The following is a 19,854-nucleotide window of genomic DNA, read 5'->3' on the forward strand; positions in this document are numbered from 1 at the left end:
CGCTTGCACTCCCTTTTCTGCGGTGCTATTAACAGCAGTTGTGTGTCAATTTTTGTCATGAGTAATACTATGAGCGTGATTACCCCCGTCGCGACGACGATGCGTCGGATCACTGAGCAGGACAATCCGGCTATTGCCACCGTTATCCGCACCGTTTCTGCGGAGTATGGGCTGACAGCGGATAAAGGCTATACCGTTGCTGACCCCAATCTTGACGAGCTTTTTCAGCTCTACAGCCAACCGGGCCACGCCTATTGGGTCATAGAGCAGGACGGCCAGGTCGTGGGCGGTGGCGGCGTTGCGCCGCTGAGCTGCAGCGAGCCGGACATCTGTGAGCTACAGAAAATGTATTTCCTGCCGTCCGCTCGCGGACAAGGGCTGGCAAAAAAACTTGCGCAGCTCGCCCTTGATCATGCTCGTACTCAGGGTTTCACGCGCTGTTACCTCGAAACAACCGCCTTCCTCAAAGAGGCCATCGGCCTGTATGAACATCTTGGCTTTGAGCATATCGATGCGCCGCTGGGCTGTACGGGCCACGTCGACTGCGAAGTGAGAATGCTGAAAAATCTGTAAATTTTGTTCCTGCCCCCTTCTGTTAAGCGGCCGTAAACTGAATGCTCTACACTCTCAGTTCACACCACAACGGGGGAAACACGATGTCGAAGATAAAAAGCTACGCCGCACCGCAGGCGGGTGCAGAACTTGAGCTGTACGAATACGATGCGGGCGAACTAAAAGCAGAAGACGTCGAAGTGCAGGTTGATTACTGCGGGATCTGTCACTCGGATCTCTCGATGATCGACAACGAATGGGGCTTCTCGAGCTATCCACTGATTGCCGGGCATGAAGTCATTGGTCGCGTCGCGGCGCTCGGTAGCGCCGCCCAGGACAAAGGGCTGAAGGTCGGCCAGCGCGTAGGTATTGGCTGGACGGCACGCAGCTGCGGTCATTGTGATGCTTGTATCAGCGGCAACCAGATCAACTGCCTTGAAGGCGCGGTGCCAACCATTCTGAACAAAGGCGGATTTGCCGATAAACTGCGTGCCGACTGGCAATGGGTTATCCCCCTGCCGGAGAGCATTGATATTGAATCCGCCGGTCCGCTGCTCTGTGGCGGTATCACCGTCTTTAAACCACTGCTGATGCACCACGTCACTGCGACCAGCCGCGTAGGCGTCATTGGTATTGGCGGCCTGGGACATATTGCCATCAAACTGCTGCACGCAATGGGCTGTGAAGTGACGGCGTTCAGCTCGAACCCGGCAAAAGAACAGGAAGTGCTGGCGATGGGTGCGGATAAAGTGGTGAACAGCCGCGATCCTGAAGCGCTGAAGGCGCTGGCGGGTCAGTTTGATCTGATCATCAACACCGTCAACGTCGATCTCAACTGGCAGCCATACTTTGAAGCACTGGCCCACGGCGGTAACTTCCACACCGTGGGTGCGGTGATGAAGCCTCTGCCGGTTCCGGCGTTTACCCTGATCGGCGGGGATCGCAGCGTATCCGGTTCCGCAACCGGTACGCCGTACGAGTTGCGCAAGCTGATGAAGTTCGCCGGACGCACCAAAGTGGCGCCCACCACCGAGCTTTATCCGATGTCGAAAATTAACGAAGCTATCCAGCACGTACGCGACGGGAAAGCCCGGTATCGCGTGGTGTTGAAAGCGGATTTTTGATGTGAGTTTGCCGGGTGGCGGCTTCGCCTTACCCGGCCTACTTTTACCGCTGTGCCAATACGTTAAATACTTCTGCCACCGCAACCGCCCCCGGATCCATCACGCCATCCAGGTTTTCTTTGTTCACATACGACGAGCGCCCTGCTCCTGCTTTCTCCATTTTTGCCGTTGCTTCTGCCCCCTGCTGCGCTGCCTGCGCCGCTGCCTGAAGATCATTTTTCTGCAACGCCTCCAGCGCCGGTTGGAGCGCATCGATCAGGGTGCGATCGCCGAGATCCGCGCCGCCATACTGCTTCATTTGCGCCAGCCCGCTCAGCAGCGCATCCGGAAGCGATTTTCCGTCATGCAGCTTTTGCCCCGCTGCCGTGAAGAAGATCGACATCAGTACGCCACTCGATCCGCCCATCACCGTTGCCAGCCGCTCCCCTACCAGCAGCAGAAGCTTAGAGACATCATCAAGCGGAAGCGCATGCTCCTCCAGACGCTGCGCAATATCCCGCGCGCCTTGCGCAAAGGTGGAGCCGGTATCGCCGTCGCCCACTTTGGCATCCAGCGCGTTCAGACGATTTTCCAGATGGATCAGCGTCCTGGCTACCGAGGAGACAGACTTTTCGACCTGTGGGTTTTCCGACGGAGTGTATTCCACGCGATCATGGATGGCACTATGTGCGACGGTACGCAGTGGCGCAAACGCCACGGGTTTCTGCCAGCCCAGCGTTTCCACCTCTTCATGAAGCGCTTTTTCGAACAGATCGTTGAGCTTCAGCAGCGTCAGCGAAAAACCCTTCATATCCAGAGCGCTTACCAGCGGGGCCGGGCCAATAAGATAAGCAATACTCTCTTTCAGCGCCGAGTGCGCCAGCTCTTTGGTCAGTAACGCCATTTCCAGCGCCGATACGCCACCAAGATTGTTAATCAGCACCGCAAAGCGCCCTTCACCCGCCTGCGCTTTCAGAGGGGTCACCAGCGTGTCGATAATCGCTTTGCTGTTTTGTGTGTCGACAACGGAAGCGCCCGGCTCACCGTGGATCCCCAGCCCCAGCTCGACATGACCCTGCTTAATGCGTCCCTCTTCATCGTCACTGCCCGGCAGGTTGCAGGTTTGCATCGCCACGCCCAGACTCCAGAGGTTATCGCAGGCCTGTTGCGCAATATCCCGCACTTCACTCAACGATTTCCCCTGCTCCGCCGCATAGCCCGCAATCTTATGCACCAGCGCCGTACCGGCAATACCGCGCGGCTGTTTGTTGTCGGGCAGCGCGATATCGTCCGCCACAATCACCATTTCGACCTTCAGCCCGTAACGTTTGGCCTTCTCGGCCGCCAGACCGAAGTTCAGCCGATCGCCGGTGTAATTTTTGACAATCAGCAGGCAGCCGCGATCGCCCGTGACCGCGACAATGGCATTCAGCACCGCATCCACGCTCGGCGAGGCAAACAGATCGCCGCAGACGGCAGCCGTCAGCATGCCTTTGCCGACAAACCCGGCATGCGCGGGCTCGTGGCCAGAGCCGCCGCCGGAGATCACCGCCACGCGGCTTTTGTCCCAGTCACCGCGCGCGACAATCCTGATGGCAGGATCAATATCGAGTTTGACGAGATTCGCGTGTGGCGCAGAAAGCAGTATGCCTTCAATGGCATCGTTGACCAGCTGTTTGCGATCGTTAAAGAAGAATCTGGACATAGTTTCCCACTATTTTGTTAACCGTATGCAAAAGCATAGTCCGCGCTGGATAATGCGCCGCAAAGTCAGCAATTTACTCAGCCATTTTGCCGTCAGGTTGCCTATACTCCACCCAGGACTAAGAGAGGAAGCGCATTATGAGTACACCATTGTTAATTGCCCGGACGCTGGAAAAAGAGCTGTATCTGCTGCCCGCGATGGCGAACCGCCACGGCCTGATCACCGGCGCGACCGGGACGGGGAAAACCGTCACCCTGCAGAAGCTGGCGGAGTCGCTTTCAGAGATTGGCGTGCCGGTCTTTATGGCTGACGTGAAAGGCGATTTAACCGGTGTGGCTCAGGAGGGTACCGCCTCTGAAAAATTGCTCGAGCGGCTGAAGAATATTGGCATCACGGACTGGACGCCGCATGGCAACCCGGTGGTGGTATGGGATATCTTCGGTGAGAAAGGCCACCCGGTCCGCGCCACCGTCTCCGACCTCGGCCCGCTGCTGCTCGCCCGTCTGCTTAACCTTAACGATGTCCAGTCCGGGGTACTGAATATTATCTTCCGCATCGCCGATGACCAGGGACTGCTGCTGCTCGATTTCAAAGATCTGCGGGCCATTACCCAGTACATCGGGGATAACGCTAAATCTTTCCAGAACCAGTACGGCAATATCAGCAGCGCTTCTGTCGGCGCGATTCAACGCGGGTTACTGACTCTGGAACAACAGGGTGCCGAACACTTCTTTGGTGAACCGATGCTGGATATCAAAGACTGGATGCGCACCGACAGCAGCGGCAAAGGCATCATCAACATTCTGAGCTCAGAGAAGCTCTACCAGATGCCGAAACTCTACGCCGCCAGCCTGCTGTGGATGCTCTCCGAGCTTTATGAGCAGCTGCCCGAAGCGGGTGACCTGGAAAAACCGAAGCTGGTGTTCTTCTTTGACGAAGCGCACCTGCTGTTCAACGACGCCCCACAGGTCTTGCTGGATAAGATTGAACAGGTCATCCGCCTCATCCGCTCCAAAGGCGTCGGCGTGTGGTTTGTCTCGCAAAACCCGTCGGATATCCCCGATAACGTGCTCGGACAGCTCGGCAACCGCGTCCAGCATGCCCTGCGCGCCTTCACGCCAAAGGATCAGAAAGCGGTGAAAGCCGCCGCGCAAACCATGCGTGCGAATCCAGCCTTTGATACCGAAGCCGCCATTCAGGCGCTGGGCACCGGTGAAGCGCTGATATCGTTCCTTGATGCGAAGGGCAGCCCATCCATCGTGGAACGTGCGATGGTGATTGCGCCCTGCTCGCGTATGGGGCCCGTCACTGATGATGAACGTAACGGCCTGATTAACCATTCTCCGGTTTACGGTAAGTACGAAGACGAGGTGGATCGCGAGTCCGCGTTTGAGATGCTGCAAAAAGGCGTGCAGGCAACAACGGAGTCCCAGGATGCCCCTGCCGCAAAAGGGCAGTCCGTCGCCGTAGACGACGGCATTCTCGGTGGACTCAAAGACATTCTGTTTGGCAGCACCGGTCCGCGCGGCGGCAAACGCGACGGCGTGGTGCAAACCATGGCGAAAAGCGCGGCGCGGCAGGTCACCAATCAGATTGTACGCGGCATGCTGGGGAGTTTGTTAGGCGGCCGTCGCCGGTAGACGGGGAACCCACGGGCGCCCCAGCGCCGAACCCTGTACGCCGTTTTCCTGCAGATAGCGGTCAATTTCCACCATTCCCGTCCAGCGGTTCTCACACCAGAGCGGTGCCAGAAGCGTTGGACGGCGGGCGCTGGCCGAGATGCGATGGTAAACAATCTCCGGCGGCGTGTGGCGAATCATCTCCCCCGCGGTCACCGTATAGTCCTCAAGCTCAATACCGCTTAACCGCTCCGCTTGCCAGGCTTTCGCCATAATGCTTCCCGTAACGATGTGCAGCGGATGCAGCTTGATACCGTCCACGCCGGTTTCAACGACCTTTTCCAGCGTCTCCAGGCCGTGCTGCTGCCCTTCGCCAGGGAGACCGACAATCAGGTGTGAACAGACCTTCAACCCACGCGCGCGCGCGAGGCGTGTGGTGCGCTGGTAACAGGCGAAATCATGGCCACGGTTAATGCGGTGCAGGGTTTTGTCATGTGCGGTCTGCAAGCCCAGTTCCAGCCAGATCTCGTAGCCTTGCTCCTTATACTCGCTGAGCAAGTCCAGCACCGCCTCCGGCACACAGTCCGGACGCGTACCGACGCACAACCCCACAATGTTCGCCTGCGTGACTGCCTGCTGATACATGGACCGCAGCACCTGCACTTCCGCCCAGGTACTGGTGTACGCCTGGAAATAGGCCAGATACTGCTTTGCGCGGTTAACCCGGCTGGCCTGATGTGCGAGCTGCTCTGCAATAGATTTATGCTGCTGAGCTTCGTCAGCAAAGGAGGCCACGTTACAGAAAGTGCAGCCACCGCGCCCGATGGTGCCATCGCGATTCGGACAGCTAAAACCGCCGTGCAGCGTCAGCTTGTGAACCTTTTGCCCGTAGCGCTGCAAAAGATCCCCACCAAACATATTGACTAATTTCTGTAACTGCATAATCTGATAGACCGTCCCAAAGAAAGGGGACAAGCCTGCCATTTTTAGCCTCTGTCGGCGATGACCTGGATCAATCGCCCTGGACGGCCTTTACCTATATGAATAAATACTCAGGATTACTGCAGTTTCATTCACACCACCTGTGATTACTTTTCCTTATGTTCTGATTGTTTTTTTCATTTATAGCGCCAGCACTGAAAAACAGTGACTTTATGCGGGTTTAGAACCCATGCCAGATTATTGCTCTGCGTTAAAACCACTATTCAGCACGCTACGTTGATAATACCGCTTACATATAGTGAGACAGATCACACTCCGTTGCGGTCTACAAGGGCTTTTAATCAATGTAAAAATAGTTAAATACCTTTTACTTACAAATACATAGGCACTCTTTAGCACATTTTTGGATAAATAAGATTGCCATTTGACCTGTGTACCAATTCCCGATAAGTTGGAAATCCGCTGGAAGCTTTCTGGATGAGCGGCCTGCTCATCATATTTATGCAGTAATTGAGATTCCCTCTGAAGCAAGTCCTCAAACTTGTTTACCTGCGCGAAAGGATGAAAAGAGGGCGAATGCGAGGTACGCGTATGAAGCGCAAACCCCGTCGCCATGCTCTTTCTGCGCCTGTGCGCCACGGTAAAGTTCAGAGAGAAGCCCGACGAGCCTGGGGAGGTTCACTGATATGTTGTACGATAAATCCCTTGAGAAGGATAACTGTGGTTTCGGCCTGATCGCCCACATAGAAGGCGAACCTAGCCACAAGGTAGTGCGTACCGCTATTCACGCACTGGCCCGTATGCAGCACCGTGGCGCCATCCTTGCTGATGGTAAAACCGGCGACGGTTGTGGCCTGCTGCTGCAAAAACCGGATCGTTTCTTCCGTATCGTTGCGGAAGAGCGCGGCTGGCGTTTAGCCAAAAACTACGCTGTCGGTATGCTGTTCCTGAACCAGGATCCTGAAAAGGCTGCCGCTTCACGCCGCATCGTCGAAGAAGAACTTCAGCGTGAAACCCTGTCGATTGTCGGCTGGCGCGATGTGCCAACCAACGAAGGGGTGCTCGGTGAAATCGCCCTCTCCTCACTGCCTCGTATTGAGCAGATTTTTGTTAACGCGCCTGCGGGCTGGCGTCCACGCGATATGGAACGCCGCCTGTTTATCGCCCGTCGCCGCATTGAAAAACGCCTCCAGGACGATAAAGAGTTCTACGTCTGTAGCCTCTCCAACCTGGTCAACATCTATAAAGGTCTGTGTATGCCGGCTGACCTGCCGCGCTTCTACCTGGACCTGGCGGACCTGCGTCTGGAATCGGCCATTTGCCTGTTCCACCAGCGCTTCTCCACCAACACTGTTCCACGCTGGCCGCTGGCGCAGCCGTTCCGCTATCTGGCGCACAACGGCGAGATCAACACCATCACCGGTAACCGCCAGTGGGCTCGCGCCCGTACTTATAAGTTCCAGACGCCACTGATCCCTGACCTGCACGACGCTGCGCCGTTCGTGAATGAAACTGGCTCGGACTCAAGCTCCATGGACAACATGCTGGAGCTGCTGCTGGCGGGCGGGATGGACATCGTGCGCGCCATGCGTCTGCTGGTGCCACCGGCATGGCAGAACAACCCGGATATGGACCCTGAGCTGCGCGCCTTCTTCGACTTTAACTCCATGCACATGGAGCCGTGGGACGGCCCGGCGGGCATCGTTATGTCCGACGGTCGTTTTGCCGCCTGCAACCTGGACCGTAACGGTCTGCGTCCGGCGCGATACGTCATCACAAAAGACAAGCTCATCACCTGTGCCTCTGAAGTCGGTATCTGGGATTACCAGCCTGATGAAGTGGTCGAGAAAGGCCGCGTCGGTCCGGGCGAGCTGATGGTTATTGACACCCGCGGTGGGCGCATCCTGCACTCTGCCGAAACCGATCACGATCTGAAGAGCCGTCATCCATACAAAGAGTGGATGGAGAAGAACGTGCGTCGTCTGGTGCCGTTTGAAGATTTGTCGGACGAAGAAGTGGGCAGCCGCGAGCTGGACGACGATACGCTCGCAAGTTTCCAGAAACAGTTTAACTACAGCGCGGAAGAGCTGGACTCGGTTATCCGTGTGCTCGGTGAAAACGGCCAGGAAGCAGTCGGCTCCATGGGTGACGATACCCCATTTGCCGTGCTCTCCAGCCAGCCACGCATCATTTATGACTACTTCCGCCAGCAGTTCGCGCAGGTTACTAACCCGCCAATCGATCCGCTGCGTGAAGCCCACGTGATGTCGCTGGCCACCAGCATCGGTCGCGAGATGAACGTCTTCTGCGAAGCCGAAGGCCAGGCGCACCGTCTGACCTTTAAATCGCCGATCCTGCTGTACTCCGACTTCAAACAGCTCACCACCATGACCGAGGAGCACTACCGCGCCGACACGCTCGACATTACGTTTGACGTGAACGACGCGAGCCTCGAAGAGACGGTGAATGCGCTGTGTGACAAAGCCGAACAGATGGTGCGTAACGGTACCGTTCTGCTGGTGCTGTCTGACCGCAATATCGCGAAAAACCGTCTGCCGGTGCCTGCGCCAATGGCGGTGGGTGCTATCCAGACGCGTCTGGTGGATAAGAGCCTGCGCTGCGATGCCAACATCATTGTTGAAACCGCCAGCGCCCGCGACCCGCACCACTTTGCCGTGCTGTTAGGCTTTGGCGCGACGGCGATCTACCCGTACCTGGCCTACGAAACGCTGGCCCGTCTGGTGGATACCCGCGCGATCGACAAAGATTACCGTACTGTGATGCTGAACTACCGTAACGGCATCAACAAAGGCCTGTACAAGATCATGTCCAAAATGGGCATCTCGACCATTGCCTCTTATCGCTGTTCGAAGCTCTTTGAAGCGGTCGGCCTGCATGATGACGTGGCAAATCTCTGCTTCCAGGGCGTGGTTAGCCGTATCGGTGGAGCCGGTTTTGCTGACTTCCAGCAGGATCTGGTGAACCTGTCCAAACGTGCCTGGCTGGCACGTAAGCCGCTGGATCAAGGCGGTCTGCTGAAATACGTTCACGGTGGTGAATACCACGCCTATAACCCGGACGTTGTGCGCACGCTGCAGCAGGCGGTGCAGAGTGGTGAATACAGCGATTATCAGCAGTATGCTGAGCTGGTGAACAACCGTCCGGCGGCGACGCTGCGCGATCTCATTGCCCTGAATCCGGGTGATGAAGCGGTCAGCATTGACGACGTTGAGCCTGCTTCCGAGCTGTTCAAACGCTTCGACACCGCAGCAATGTCCATCGGCGCACTGAGCCCGGAAGCCCACGAGGCGCTGGCCGAAGCCATGAACAGCATCGGCGGTAACTCCAACTCCGGTGAAGGCGGTGAAGATCCGGCGCGTTACGGCACCAATAAAGTGTCCCGTATCAAGCAGGTGGCATCCGGTCGTTTTGGCGTGACGCCTGCGTACCTGGTCAACGCCGACGTGATTCAGATTAAAGTCGCTCAGGGTGCGAAACCGGGCGAAGGCGGTCAGCTGCCGGGGGATAAAGTTACCCCGTACATCGCCAAACTACGCTACTCGGTGCCGGGCGTGACGCTGATCTCCCCGCCACCGCACCACGATATCTACTCTATCGAGGACTTAGCGCAGCTGATTTTCGACCTGAAACAGGTCAACCCGAAAGCGATGATCTCCGTGAAGCTGGTTTCCGAACCGGGCGTGGGCACCATCGCCACCGGCGTGGCGAAAGCTTATGCGGATCTCATTACCATCGCCGGCTACGACGGCGGTACCGGTGCAAGCCCGCTCTCCTCCGTGAAATACGCAGGCTGTCCGTGGGAGCTGGGCCTGGTGGAAACCCAGCAGGCGCTGGTGGCGAACGGTCTGCGTCATAAGATCCGTCTTCAGGTGGACGGCGGCCTGAAAACTGGCCTCGACATCATCAAAGCCGCGATCCTCGGTGCGGAAAGCTTCGGCTTCGGTACAGGCCCAATGGTGGCGCTCGGCTGTAAATACCTGCGTATTTGCCACCTGAACAACTGCGCAACCGGTGTGGCGACCCAGGATGAGAAGCTGCGTAAGAACCACTATCACGGGCTGCCGTTCAAAGTGACCAACTACTTTGACTTCATCGCCCGGGAAACCCGCGAGCTGATGGCGCAGCTGGGCGTGAAGCGTCTGGTGGATCTGATTGGCCGTACCGACCTGCTGAAAGAGCTGGAAGGCTTCACGGCGAAGCAGCAGAAGCTGGAGCTCAGCAAGCTGCTGGAAACCGCGCAGCCACACCCAGGCAAAGCGGTGTACTGCACCGAGAACAACCCACCGTTTGACAATGGCGTGTTGAATGCGCAGCTGTTGCAGCAGGCGAAACCGTATGTGGACGAGAAGCAGAGCAAGACGTTCTGGTTTGATATCCGCAACACCGACCGTTCTGTGGGCGCGTCGCTCTCCGGTTATATCGCGCAAACGCACGGTGACCAGGGGCTGGCAGCGGATCCGATTACCGCGCACTTCAGCGGCACTGCGGGTCAGAGCTTCGGGGTGTGGAACGCAGGCGGCGTTGAGCTGTACCTGACCGGTGACGCCAACGACTACGTCGGTAAAGGCATGGCGGGTGGTCTGCTGGCAGTGCGCCCTCCGGTCGGCTCTGCCTTCCGCAGCCACGAAGCGAGCATCATCGGTAACACCTGTCTGTACGGCGCGACCGGCGGTCGTCTGTTCGCCGCGGGCCGTGCGGGTGAGCGTTTTGCGGTGCGTAACTCCGGTGCCATCACCGTGGTGGAAGGCATTGGCGATAACGGTTGTGAATACATGACGGGCGGGATTGTTTGCGTTCTGGGTAAAACCGGCGTGAACTTTGGCGCAGGCATGACGGGCGGTTTTGCCTACGTCCTGGATGAAGACGGTGAGTTCCGCAAACGCGTGAACCCGGAACTGGTGGAAGTGCTGGACGTTGATACGCTGGCTATCCATGAAGAACACCTGCGCGGTTTGATTACCGAACACGTGCAGCATACCGGTTCTTCGCGCGGCGAAGAGATCCTGGCGAACTGGCCGGCGTTCTCAGCGAAATTTGCGCTGGTTAAACCGAAGTCCAGCGATGTTAAAGCCCTGTTGGGTCACCGTAGTCGTAGCGCAGCAGAGCTGCGCGTGCAGGCGCAGTAAGGAATTCAGATGAGCCAGAACGTATACCAGTTTATCGACCTGCAGCGTGTTGATCCGCCAAAGAAACCGCTGAAGATCCGTAAAATTGAATTTGTTGAGATTTACGAGCCGTTTTCAGAAGGCCAGGCCAAAGCGCAGGCAGACCGCTGCCTGTCCTGCGGTAACCCTTATTGCGAATGGAAATGCCCGGTCCATAACTACATCCCGAACTGGCTGAAGCTGGCCAACGAAGGGCGTATTTTTGAAGCCGCCGAACTCTCTCACCAGACCAACACCCTGCCGGAAGTGTGCGGCCGTGTGTGTCCTCAGGACCGCCTGTGTGAAGGCTCCTGTACCCTGAACGACGAGTTTGGTGCGGTGACCATCGGTAACATTGAGCGCTACATCAATGATAAAGCGTTCGAGATGGGCTGGCGTCCGGATATGACCGGCGTGAAGCAAACCGATAAGCGCGTGGCGATCATCGGTGCTGGCCCGGCGGGCCTGGCCTGTGCGGACGTGCTGACCCGCAACGGCGTGAAGGCGGTGGTCTTTGACCGTCATCCGGAAATCGGTGGTCTGCTGACCTTTGGTATTCCGGCCTTCAAGCTGGAAAAAGAGGTCATGACCCGTCGCCGTGAAATCTTCACCGGCATGGGCATTGAGTTCAAACTGAATGTGGAAGTGGGCCGCGACGTGCAGCTCGACGATCTGCTGAAGGATTACGACGCGGTGTTCCTCGGCGTGGGCACCTATCAGTCCATGCGCGGCGGTCTGGAGAACGAAGATGCGCCGGGCGTGTTTGATGCCCTGCCGTTCCTGATTGCCAATACTAAGCAGATTATGGGCTACGGCGAAACCGCCGACGAACCGTTCGTCAGCATGGAAGGCAAACGCGTGGTGGTGCTGGGCGGCGGTGATACCGCGATGGACTGCGTGCGTACCTCTATTCGTCAGAATGCGGCGCACGTCATCTGCGCCTACCGCCGTGACGAAGAGAACATGCCGGGCTCTAAACGCGAAGTGAAAAACGCGCGTGAAGAGGGCGTGGAATTCCAGTTCAACATCCAGCCTCTGGGTATTGAAGTGAATGCTAACGGCAAAGTGAGCGGCGTGAAGATGGCGCGCACGGAGATGGGTGCGCCGGATGCGAAAGGCCGTCGTCGTGCAGAGATTGTCGCAGGCTCTGAGCATGTGATCCCGGCTGATGCCGTGGTGATGGCGTTCGGTTTCCGTCCTCACAGCATGGAGTGGCTGGCGAAGCACAGCGTTGAGCTTGACTCTCAGGGTCGTATTATCGCCCCTGAAGGCAGCGATAACGCTTTCCAGACCAGCAACCCAAAAATCTTCGCGGGTGGCGATATCGTTCGCGGTTCTGACCTGGTGGTGACAGCCATTGCCGAAGGGCGTAAAGCGGCCGACGGGATTATGAACTACCTGGAAGTGTAAGAAAAAAGCCGGACGGTATTTACCCTCCGGCTTTTTTTATGCGGTTTACAGCCATTGATTATCACCCTACCCCGCATGCAGCTCCGCTTTTAAGGAGTGCCACGAAGAGAAGGGTTACTTCGTCAATAAACTCCAGGACAAATCACTTTCCAGCGTAGTTTGATCTGTCAGATGGCTGAACGCGCTATCGTTGAGAACCGGCGAGAGCGTTACGTTGAAACTCATCTGCTGGCCGGAAGGAACCTGGTTATTCTCAAGCGCAATCACCGCCTCGTTATTACGCAGGTAGAGAGGTGTCGGCGTACCGTTTTCAGGCGTAAAATTTAGCTGATCAACTGTTTTACCCACACTGTAACTTTTGCCATCAACGGTCATGTTGTCAATTTTGACCGCGACACCACCGGACTGCCCAAAAAGAAACCGCCCCTTATCTCCAGCTGTACCGCGCAGTAACACCGCCATCTGCTGAGTCTGAGGACAGAAAACGTTGACCGTGATGTCACGATCGGCCATTTTGTGCCAGTCCTGTTGCGTCGTTTCGATCGTATCCCGACGCATCTCGTGATAATCCACCACCGGCTGTGAGAGGCTGATCTGGCAGTCTTCAGCATGGTTTACCCCTGTTATACCGAGCATCAGCAAGGCTACTAAGCCCGATAAGTGTCGACTGTTCATCGGCAGACTCCGTTCACTTCTTCGTAGAAGGCATTTTCGTCACGCTTATCAGCCAGAGTGTAATCAATCTTACACAGTCGGTTATTGTTACCGTCTAGCGCGTAGAGGGCGCTCAGCTGATCGGCATCGTTAATAAAGACGTGGCCATCATCAACCGTGGTCACGATATAGTTACCTTTCTCATCAACAATCGAGATCCCTTTATTCAGGGGCTGACCGTTAGCCTGCTTTACGCTCAGCATGACGCGGCGGCTGTTGAGTACTTTGAAATCAATCTCGCTGACCGAAGCATGGCCTGCGGCGATATATTTCGTGCCGTTAGCCAGCGTCATACTCTGCGGCAGCTTGTTAGCATCAATTTCTATGCGGGAGTTATGCCATTCGTTGAGAGAAGGCACCACGGCCTGGCCCCATGGATCGGTCCAGACGGTGCCTTGCGGAGTGGAAATTTCAACGCCGCTCTTCTTCTCGCTCAGTCTGGCAATCGCGAAGGTATCCTGAATCGAATACGGCGAGAAAGTCACGCCCTCTTTATGCATGGCCACGCCACCCGACAATGTCGCACTGTAGTTCCGCTGATTATCACCACTGGTTCCGCCCCCCACGCTTAGCTGCGTATAGTGGAGGTTAGTGTTGATGTTGCCATTGAAGCTGTTGTCTTTGGTATCCTGATCGCGATCGGCTGAGATGTAATAGTGCGTATTGTCTCCCAGCGAGCCGCTGTTAGACACGCCATAGGTGGTGCTATCACCCTGTTTACGCATATAGGAGCTGATCGACTGACTGCCACCGAGCGGGATGCTCACGTTGACGTAGAACATCTCATTGTCCTGATCGTCATCGACATTACCGACCGCACTTTGCCAGTTCATGGACACTGACGCGTACGAAAAGGTCTTGCCCCAGGACAGCAGGAGATAACGTGAGTCATCCCTACCACCATTGGTCTGGTTGTAGTTGAACCCTGCGCTAAACACACCCGCCAGAGGGGAGGAGAAACGAACGTTGCCGGAATAGGTATTGTCATATCCCTGATAATCGTCATCCATTGCGTCAGCCATTTCGCGGTACTCGCCGCTGTAATGCGTCGCACTGCCTGAAAGACCGACATACTCGTTCAGGATATAATCACTTTGCAGATCGGTTTTTACTCCGCTGCTGCTGTCACCAAAGCTCGCACTGCTGACTGCTGCGCCCGTTGAAAGAGTCCAGTCATCGTTTATCAGGAACTCTGTTCTGCCGCCTGCTGCCTGGTATTTTTCCGCAGCTGCACCAGAAGCCAGGAGATTCATCCACGGTGAGATGCGCCAGCCGTCAGAAATGTTCATTACCAGCGGATCGCTATATTCGCTTTCGATGCTGCGCACCTGACCTACAGAAAGGGTCAGCCCCTGTGGGCGTGAAAGGTTGCGCGCCCTTACCTGAGACGCCGGGACAATAAACCGGTTAGTCGCACCATCGGACTCTACCACCGAGACGTCCAGATCCACATTGTTGCGAACCACGGGCACGTCATCCAGCGTGAAGGGGCCAGCAGGCACAAGGGTACTGAAGACCAACTGCCCGTTCTGGCGGACTTCTACACGTGCCTGGGAAGACTGGGCGATACCGGAAACACTCACGCCAGAGCTTGTTTTCGCCAGGCCGCTGGTCGGCATAAACTGCACGCCGGTAATCGGCACGCCGCTCAACACGTTAGACATGGCGTTGATTTCACCCACCTGCATCGTCATCTTCTGCGCGGCAAATACATGTTCTGCATAGGTGTAAATGCTTTCAGCATTTCGGCTACCGTTGTCATCCGTCAGGATATAACGGCTGCGCAGCGCCCAGTCCATCGTGTTGAATCCGGCTTCCAGGCTGGCCTGAGAGTAGCGGCTAGTGTCGTTGTCACCATAGTCGTTATGGGTACTGAACAATGAATAGTTCAGCAGCGCCGCCGTTCCGCCATGCTGAAAGTTTTTGATATCTGCTGACAGACTGTTCACCGCTTCAGCTGGCAGATAGAGTTCAACGGCTTCCTGGTTAGGCAAAGCGTTGATGATGGCTTTAGGATAGTTATCACGAATATCGTGACACGCCTCATCAGACTTTATTGGCACAGGCATCAGCCCGGCAAACTCCATGAGATCGTTGTCAAAGCAAAGCACGCCATCTTTGTTGAAACGAACTGCAGCCATTCCTCGCTCTTTCCCATTGACCTTCACCGAAACGGAGTGAGTTCCGGGTAAAAATCGCGGTGCTTCAGCGAAGTAATGGTTGAGATCTGTATTCAACCCCAGCGTTTGCATAATCCCCGTATCGAAGGTGACTTCCCTCGCCAGGACGGATGTCGAATCAAGTAATACCAGAGGTAATGTGCCGCAAAGAATGGCGCGGACACAAAATGCAAGGCGGCTTTGTTTAATCACCGTCATATCCCTATTTATTTAATTCCGACGTAAAGCTCGGTACCTCAACGCCATAGCGGCTGGCCGGGAAAAACTTAACGCTGCTGTCACCGCTGACTTTCTTTTTCATATCAGCCGTTAGCGTTTCGCCAGGAAGAATGTAGGTTTTGGACAGAGTGGCACTCACACCTGAAGGCAGCAGCATTACGTTCTGCCCAAGACGGACCACATATTTGCTAGGGTTTTTCACGGTGACAGACGCGCCGTTTGAAGACCACTTAAGGAACTTCCAGGCATCAGTAACCACTCCCAGAGATGCCGGACGAATAAGCACGGGGATATCCTGGCGAATGTTTATACCGATCTTGATTTTTTTATCATCGTTTTTAGGTGGAATACCGTCAAACGTGACGCGTTTATAATGCTCAACGTCCAACGGTTGTTTATTCTGAAGAATAAAGCGCAACTGCTGCGTCTGACCTGGCTCAAGACGTACCACTGGCTGCGTCGCAATAAGCTTAAGACCGGTATCATCCGGCAGATCAACAACATTCGTATATAAAAGTGAAGGGTGCGAGTCGGTATTCTTGACGTTTATCGTTCCACTGTGCGTCGCTTCATCAATGATTAACAGACTGGTTTCAGGCACCATGCCTTCTGCATGTACAGCAACACTGGCAGACAATAATGTGGCAGTAATAAGTGTATTAATTAAAGTGGATTTTAAACCTTGCATAATAATATCTCCTTGAAAGCAACAACAGAACAGTCCATGTTTATCGCGCCGTTAAAAAGAGAGTAAATGCAGCGCATTTACTCTCCGGTAATTAAATAACATTTACTCGATTAAAAAGTCTTACAGATAACGCAGACTGATTGTTACCTGACCGTCAAGCTGGGTGTCATCAGTGATCGCCAGCGTGGTGGTATCCTGGATCGCCAGGGAGGTTACCAGTGGGAAGGTTGCAGTTTCGAACGCCAGAGGTGCCAAAGAGCCAACAGTCGCAACGGTGAAATCACGATAGTTGTCGCCCTGAGTAGAACCGTTGATGCTCTTAGTCCATACACCTGCAGAGCCCTGCTGGTAAATTGGATCAACAGTAGCGCCATCAGCCACTACGCTGTCAGTTTTAACAAACAGTGAATAAGAACCGATGCTTACTGGTGTTGCACCTGCAGTTTTACCGACACCATAAAGCTGGCTTTCAGAAGTCTGAGAATCCCCACCAAACATGCCATTCTCAACTTCGAGTTTCGCGTTTGAATCTTTGCGATCGTCAACCATGTTCCAGGAGACTTTCGTTGCCGCGGTGCAATTAATGGTCAGGTCGATATTTTTCTGACCCAGCTGGTTAACCGCTGTAGCACTCAAAGTGCCCAGATTAATTGTACCGTAGTCAACGGTACCACCATTACTTAATGTTGGCGTACATGCTGCATTTGTCAGCGTACCCTTAACCTTCAGAACAGCGGTAGGGTTAGCAGCAAATGCTGATGTTACACACAGAGAAAGGGCGGTAGCGAGTAATACTTTTTTCACTTGTTAATCCTTAACATACGAGAAATTGCAATATTAAATCACGTAATGGTAAATGCCTTTACCGATTACTGATTGTAGTCATGCTTGTCAGCATGCGCCCATAATATTATTTTTATAAATACATGCAATTTAGCAAAATTAATTTTGATATTAAGAATATCAAAAAAATGATTATTTCCTTAATTTATTAAGGAATTACTCGTTTAAAAAGGAGATTAACATCAAAAAAATAATATTACCCAAAATTTACCTTTACTTTTATCACTGTTTTGATATTGGCTTAAATCACAATAATTCACAGGAATTATAAATACATTTAATTATTAACCAAGTGATGAAGAATCAAGAGGTATAAACAATGCTTGTTTATACCTATCGTCACGATTATTTGAAATAAGAATAAAAAAAAGCCAGTGAAATCACTGGCTTTTAATAAACAGGCCGCAAGCGGATTTATTTCACTACGCGTAATGCTGGACGACCACCGCGCGGCGGCGGTGTGTCATCAGGATCGTCGTCGTCGTGATGGTCGGGCTTATCGCCGTCGATCACCGACATGACCGTTTCACCTTCAGCGCCAGCTTCTTCATCGTCATTGACGTGAATTGCGTCTTCGTCATACGCCGCTTCCGGCTCAAACATGGTACCTGCACCGTTTTCACGCGCATAAATCGCCAGCACCGCAGCCAGCGGCACAGAAACCTGACGCGGTACACCGCCGAAACGCGCGTTAAAGCGCACTTCGTCGTTGGCCAGTTCGAGGTTACCCACCGCGCGTGGCGCGATGTTCAGTACGATTTGTCCGTCGCGTGCATATTCCATTGGAACCAGCACGCCCGGCAACGTCACATCCACAACCAGGTGCGGCGTGAGCTGGTTATCCAGCAGCCATTCATAGAAGGCGCGCAGCAGATACGGACGGCGTGGGGTCAGTTGTGACATTTCCACAGTCATTAGCCTCGGCCGAGACGCATTTCACGTTCCGGTTCAGTTAAAGATGCCAGGAAAGAGTCGCGCTCAAATACGCGGGTCATATAGCCCTTCAGCTCTTTCGCGCCAGGACCGCTGAACTCTACGCCCAGGGTTGGCAGACGCCACAGCAGCGGCGCCAGGTAGCAATCCACCAGGCTGAACTCATCGCTCAGGAAGAAGGGTTTTTGGCCAAACACAGGGGCAATGGCGAGCAGCTCTTCACGCAGTTGCTTACGCGCTGCATCGGCTTCAGAAGCGGAACCGCTGGTGATGACGTTCATCAGCGAGTACCAGTCTTTTTCGATACGCTGCATGTACAGGCGGCTTTCACCACGCGCAACAGGGTAAACAGGCATCAGCGGCGGATGCGGGAAACGCTCATCCAGGTATTCCATAATGATACGGGATTCCCACAGGGTCAGCTCGCGATCCACCAGCGTCGGTACGCTTTGGCTCGGGTTGAGATCGATCAGATCCTGAGGCGGGTTATCCTTTTCCACATGCTCGATCTCAAAACTGACACCTTTCTCGGCCAGCACGATACGAACCTGATGGCTATAAATGTCAGTAGGACCAGAAAACAGCGTCATTACCGAACGTTTGTTGGCAGCGACAGCCATGAAAACCTCCAGGTATATTCAGAATTTTTACTGCTACCGGCCCAACAGGGGCCAGCCAGATGTTGTATCGCCCATCCCAGAGAAGACACATTGTTCAGGAATCGAACAAAAATCGAGTATTCACCGACATTTGGGCAGAAAATTGGATGATAGTTTACCAGATTTTGATGGCTTTGTGGTGAGGGGATTCTGGAAAAGAGGAAAAAGAGAAGATATATGCATGGATATTGTGGATAACCTGCGCATTATCCATAAAAAAACCCGCCGAAGCGGGTTTTTCGCCAATCGTTCTGCGTAAGCAGAATGGATTAACGTTTGGAGAACTGTGGACGACGACGTGCTTTACGCAGACCCACTTTCTTACGTTCAACCTGACGAGCGTCACGAGTAACGAAGCCAGCTTTACGCAGTTCAGAACGCAGGGATTCGTCGTACTCCATCAGAGCGCGGGTGATACCGTGACGGATCGCACCTGCCTGACCGGAGATACCACCACCTTTAACGGTGATGTACAGATCCAGTTTTTCTACCATGTCAACCAGTTCCAGCGGCTGGCGAACTACCATGCGGGCAGTTTCGCGACCGAAGTATTGTTCCAGAGAACGCTGGTTGATTACGATTTTACCACTGCCCGGTTTGATGAAAACGCGAGCTGCGGAACTTTTGCGGCGACCAGTGCCGTAGTATTGATTTTCAGCCATTGCCTATAATCCCGATTAGATGTCAAGAACTTGCGGTTGCTGTGCCGCGTGGTTGTGCTCGTTGCCTGCGTAAACTTTCAGTTTACGGAACATAGCACGACCCAGCGGGCCTTTTGGCAGCATGCCTTTAACCGCGATTTCAATCACACGCTCAGGACGGCGAGCAATCATCTCTTCAAAGGTCGCTTCTTTGATACCACCGATGTGGCCGGTGTGGTGGTAGTACATTTTGTCAGTACGCTTGTTGCCGGTTACAGCAACTTTATCAGCGTTCAGAACGATGATGTAATCACCGGTATCAACGTGCGGAGTGTATTCCGCTTTATGCTTACCGCGCAGGCGACGAGCCAGTTCAGTAGCCAGACGGCCCAGAGTTTTACCGGTCGCGTCAACAACATACCAGTCGCGCTGTACGGTTTCTGGTTTAGCTGTAAAAGTTTTCATTAAAAGCTTACCCAAA

Annotated in this window: 15 protein-coding genes; 5 read left to right on the forward strand and 10 right to left on the reverse strand. The window is 54.4% G+C overall.

The features are described 5' to 3' along the window. The first annotated feature begins 69 nt into the window (after positions 1–69). Together G0034_RS20415 and ahr are read left to right on the forward strand one after the other, a co-directional pair. Positions 70–573: a GNAT family N-acetyltransferase gene (locus tag G0034_RS20415; RefSeq protein ID WP_014885406.1), complete on the forward strand. Its 504-nt coding sequence runs from the start codon at positions 70–72 to the stop codon at positions 571–573. An 83-nt stretch (positions 574–656) separates the two neighbouring features. Beyond that, positions 657–1,676: an NADPH-dependent aldehyde reductase Ahr gene (ahr, locus tag G0034_RS20420; protein ID WP_045134765.1), complete on the forward strand. Its 1,020-nt coding sequence runs from the start codon at positions 657–659 to the stop codon at positions 1,674–1,676. Positions 1,677–1,719: 43 nt separating this feature from the next. Here ahr and G0034_RS20425 read toward each other — a convergent pair whose 3' ends face one another. Next, on the reverse strand, positions 1,720–3,360 hold the full coding sequence (locus G0034_RS20425; RefSeq protein ID WP_179121237.1) for a dihydroxyacetone kinase subunit DhaK: 1,641 nt from the start codon (positions 3,358–3,360) through the stop codon (positions 1,720–1,722). A gap of 137 nt (positions 3,361–3,497) precedes the next feature. On the opposite strand from G0034_RS20425, the gene G0034_RS20430 reads away from it, so the two are divergent. After that, a complete protein-coding gene (locus tag G0034_RS20430) occupies positions 3,498–5,000 on the forward strand; it encodes a helicase HerA-like C-terminal domain-containing protein (protein WP_014885409.1) in 1,503 nt (500 codons plus the stop codon). Here G0034_RS20430 and mnmL read toward each other — a convergent pair. Then, positions 4,980–5,921, reverse strand: a complete 942-nt coding sequence (mnmL, locus tag G0034_RS20435) for a tRNA modification radical SAM protein MnmL/YtqA (RefSeq protein WP_179121351.1) — start codon at positions 5,919–5,921, stop codon at positions 4,980–4,982. The two genes, G0034_RS20430 and mnmL, sit on opposite strands and share 21 nt — an antisense overlap. A gap of 686 nt (positions 5,922–6,607) precedes the next feature. Here mnmL and gltB point away from each other — a divergent pair. Together gltB and gltD are read left to right on the forward strand one after the other, a co-directional pair. Next, positions 6,608–11,068 (forward strand): glutamate synthase large subunit, encoded by a 4,461-nt coding sequence (gene gltB / locus G0034_RS20440; protein WP_014885411.1) that lies wholly within the window; start codon positions 6,608–6,610, stop codon positions 11,066–11,068. 9 nt (positions 11,069–11,077) lie between these two features. Further along, the gene (gene gltD, locus G0034_RS20445; RefSeq protein WP_045134760.1) at positions 11,078–12,496 is read left to right on the forward strand and encodes a glutamate synthase subunit GltD; all 1,419 of its coding nucleotides are present in this window, start codon (positions 11,078–11,080) and stop codon (positions 12,494–12,496) included. A gap of 114 nt (positions 12,497–12,610) precedes the next feature. Here gltD and G0034_RS20450 read toward each other — a convergent pair whose 3' ends face one another. The 8 genes from G0034_RS20450 to rplM form a co-directional block, all read right to left on the reverse strand. Beyond that, the gene (locus tag G0034_RS20450) at positions 12,611–13,171 is read right to left on the reverse strand and encodes a DUF1120 domain-containing protein (RefSeq protein WP_179121238.1); all 561 of its coding nucleotides are present in this window, start codon (positions 13,169–13,171) and stop codon (positions 12,611–12,613) included. Next, the gene (locus G0034_RS20455; RefSeq protein WP_050861530.1) at positions 13,168–15,588 is read right to left on the reverse strand and encodes a fimbrial biogenesis usher protein; all 2,421 of its coding nucleotides are present in this window, start codon (positions 15,586–15,588) and stop codon (positions 13,168–13,170) included. Before G0034_RS20455 ends, G0034_RS20450 begins: the two co-directional genes overlap by 4 nt. Before the next feature lie 4 nt (positions 15,589–15,592). Continuing rightward, positions 15,593–16,297 carry a fimbria/pilus chaperone family protein gene (locus G0034_RS20460; RefSeq protein WP_014885415.1) on the reverse strand — a complete coding sequence of 235 codons (705 nt, stop codon included), beginning with the start codon at positions 16,295–16,297 and terminating at the stop codon, positions 15,593–15,595. A 120-nt stretch (positions 16,298–16,417) separates the two neighbouring features. Next, complete coding sequence (locus tag G0034_RS20465; protein WP_032635413.1) at positions 16,418–17,101, reverse strand: DUF1120 domain-containing protein; 684 nt, start codon at positions 17,099–17,101, stop codon at positions 16,418–16,420. Between the two features lie 453 nt (positions 17,102–17,554). Continuing rightward, complete coding sequence (gene sspB, locus G0034_RS20470; RefSeq protein WP_014885417.1) at positions 17,555–18,049, reverse strand: ClpXP protease specificity-enhancing factor; 495 nt, start codon at positions 18,047–18,049, stop codon at positions 17,555–17,557. 5 nt (positions 18,050–18,054) lie between these two features. Next, on the reverse strand, positions 18,055–18,693 hold the full coding sequence (gene sspA / locus G0034_RS20475; RefSeq protein WP_014885418.1) for a stringent starvation protein SspA: 639 nt from the start codon (positions 18,691–18,693) through the stop codon (positions 18,055–18,057). 308 nt (positions 18,694–19,001) lie between these two features. Next, on the reverse strand, positions 19,002–19,394 hold the full coding sequence (gene rpsI, locus G0034_RS20480; protein ID WP_003860436.1) for a 30S ribosomal protein S9: 393 nt from the start codon (positions 19,392–19,394) through the stop codon (positions 19,002–19,004). 15 nt (positions 19,395–19,409) lie between these two features. Next, positions 19,410–19,838 (reverse strand): 50S ribosomal protein L13, encoded by a 429-nt coding sequence (gene rplM / locus G0034_RS20485; RefSeq protein ID WP_003860434.1) that lies wholly within the window; start codon positions 19,836–19,838, stop codon positions 19,410–19,412. Positions 19,839–19,854: the final 16 nt, after the last annotated feature.

This window comes from Enterobacter sp. T2 (assembly GCF_010692925.1).
Taxonomy (GTDB): Bacteria; Pseudomonadota; Gammaproteobacteria; order Enterobacterales; family Enterobacteriaceae; genus Enterobacter; species Enterobacter kobei.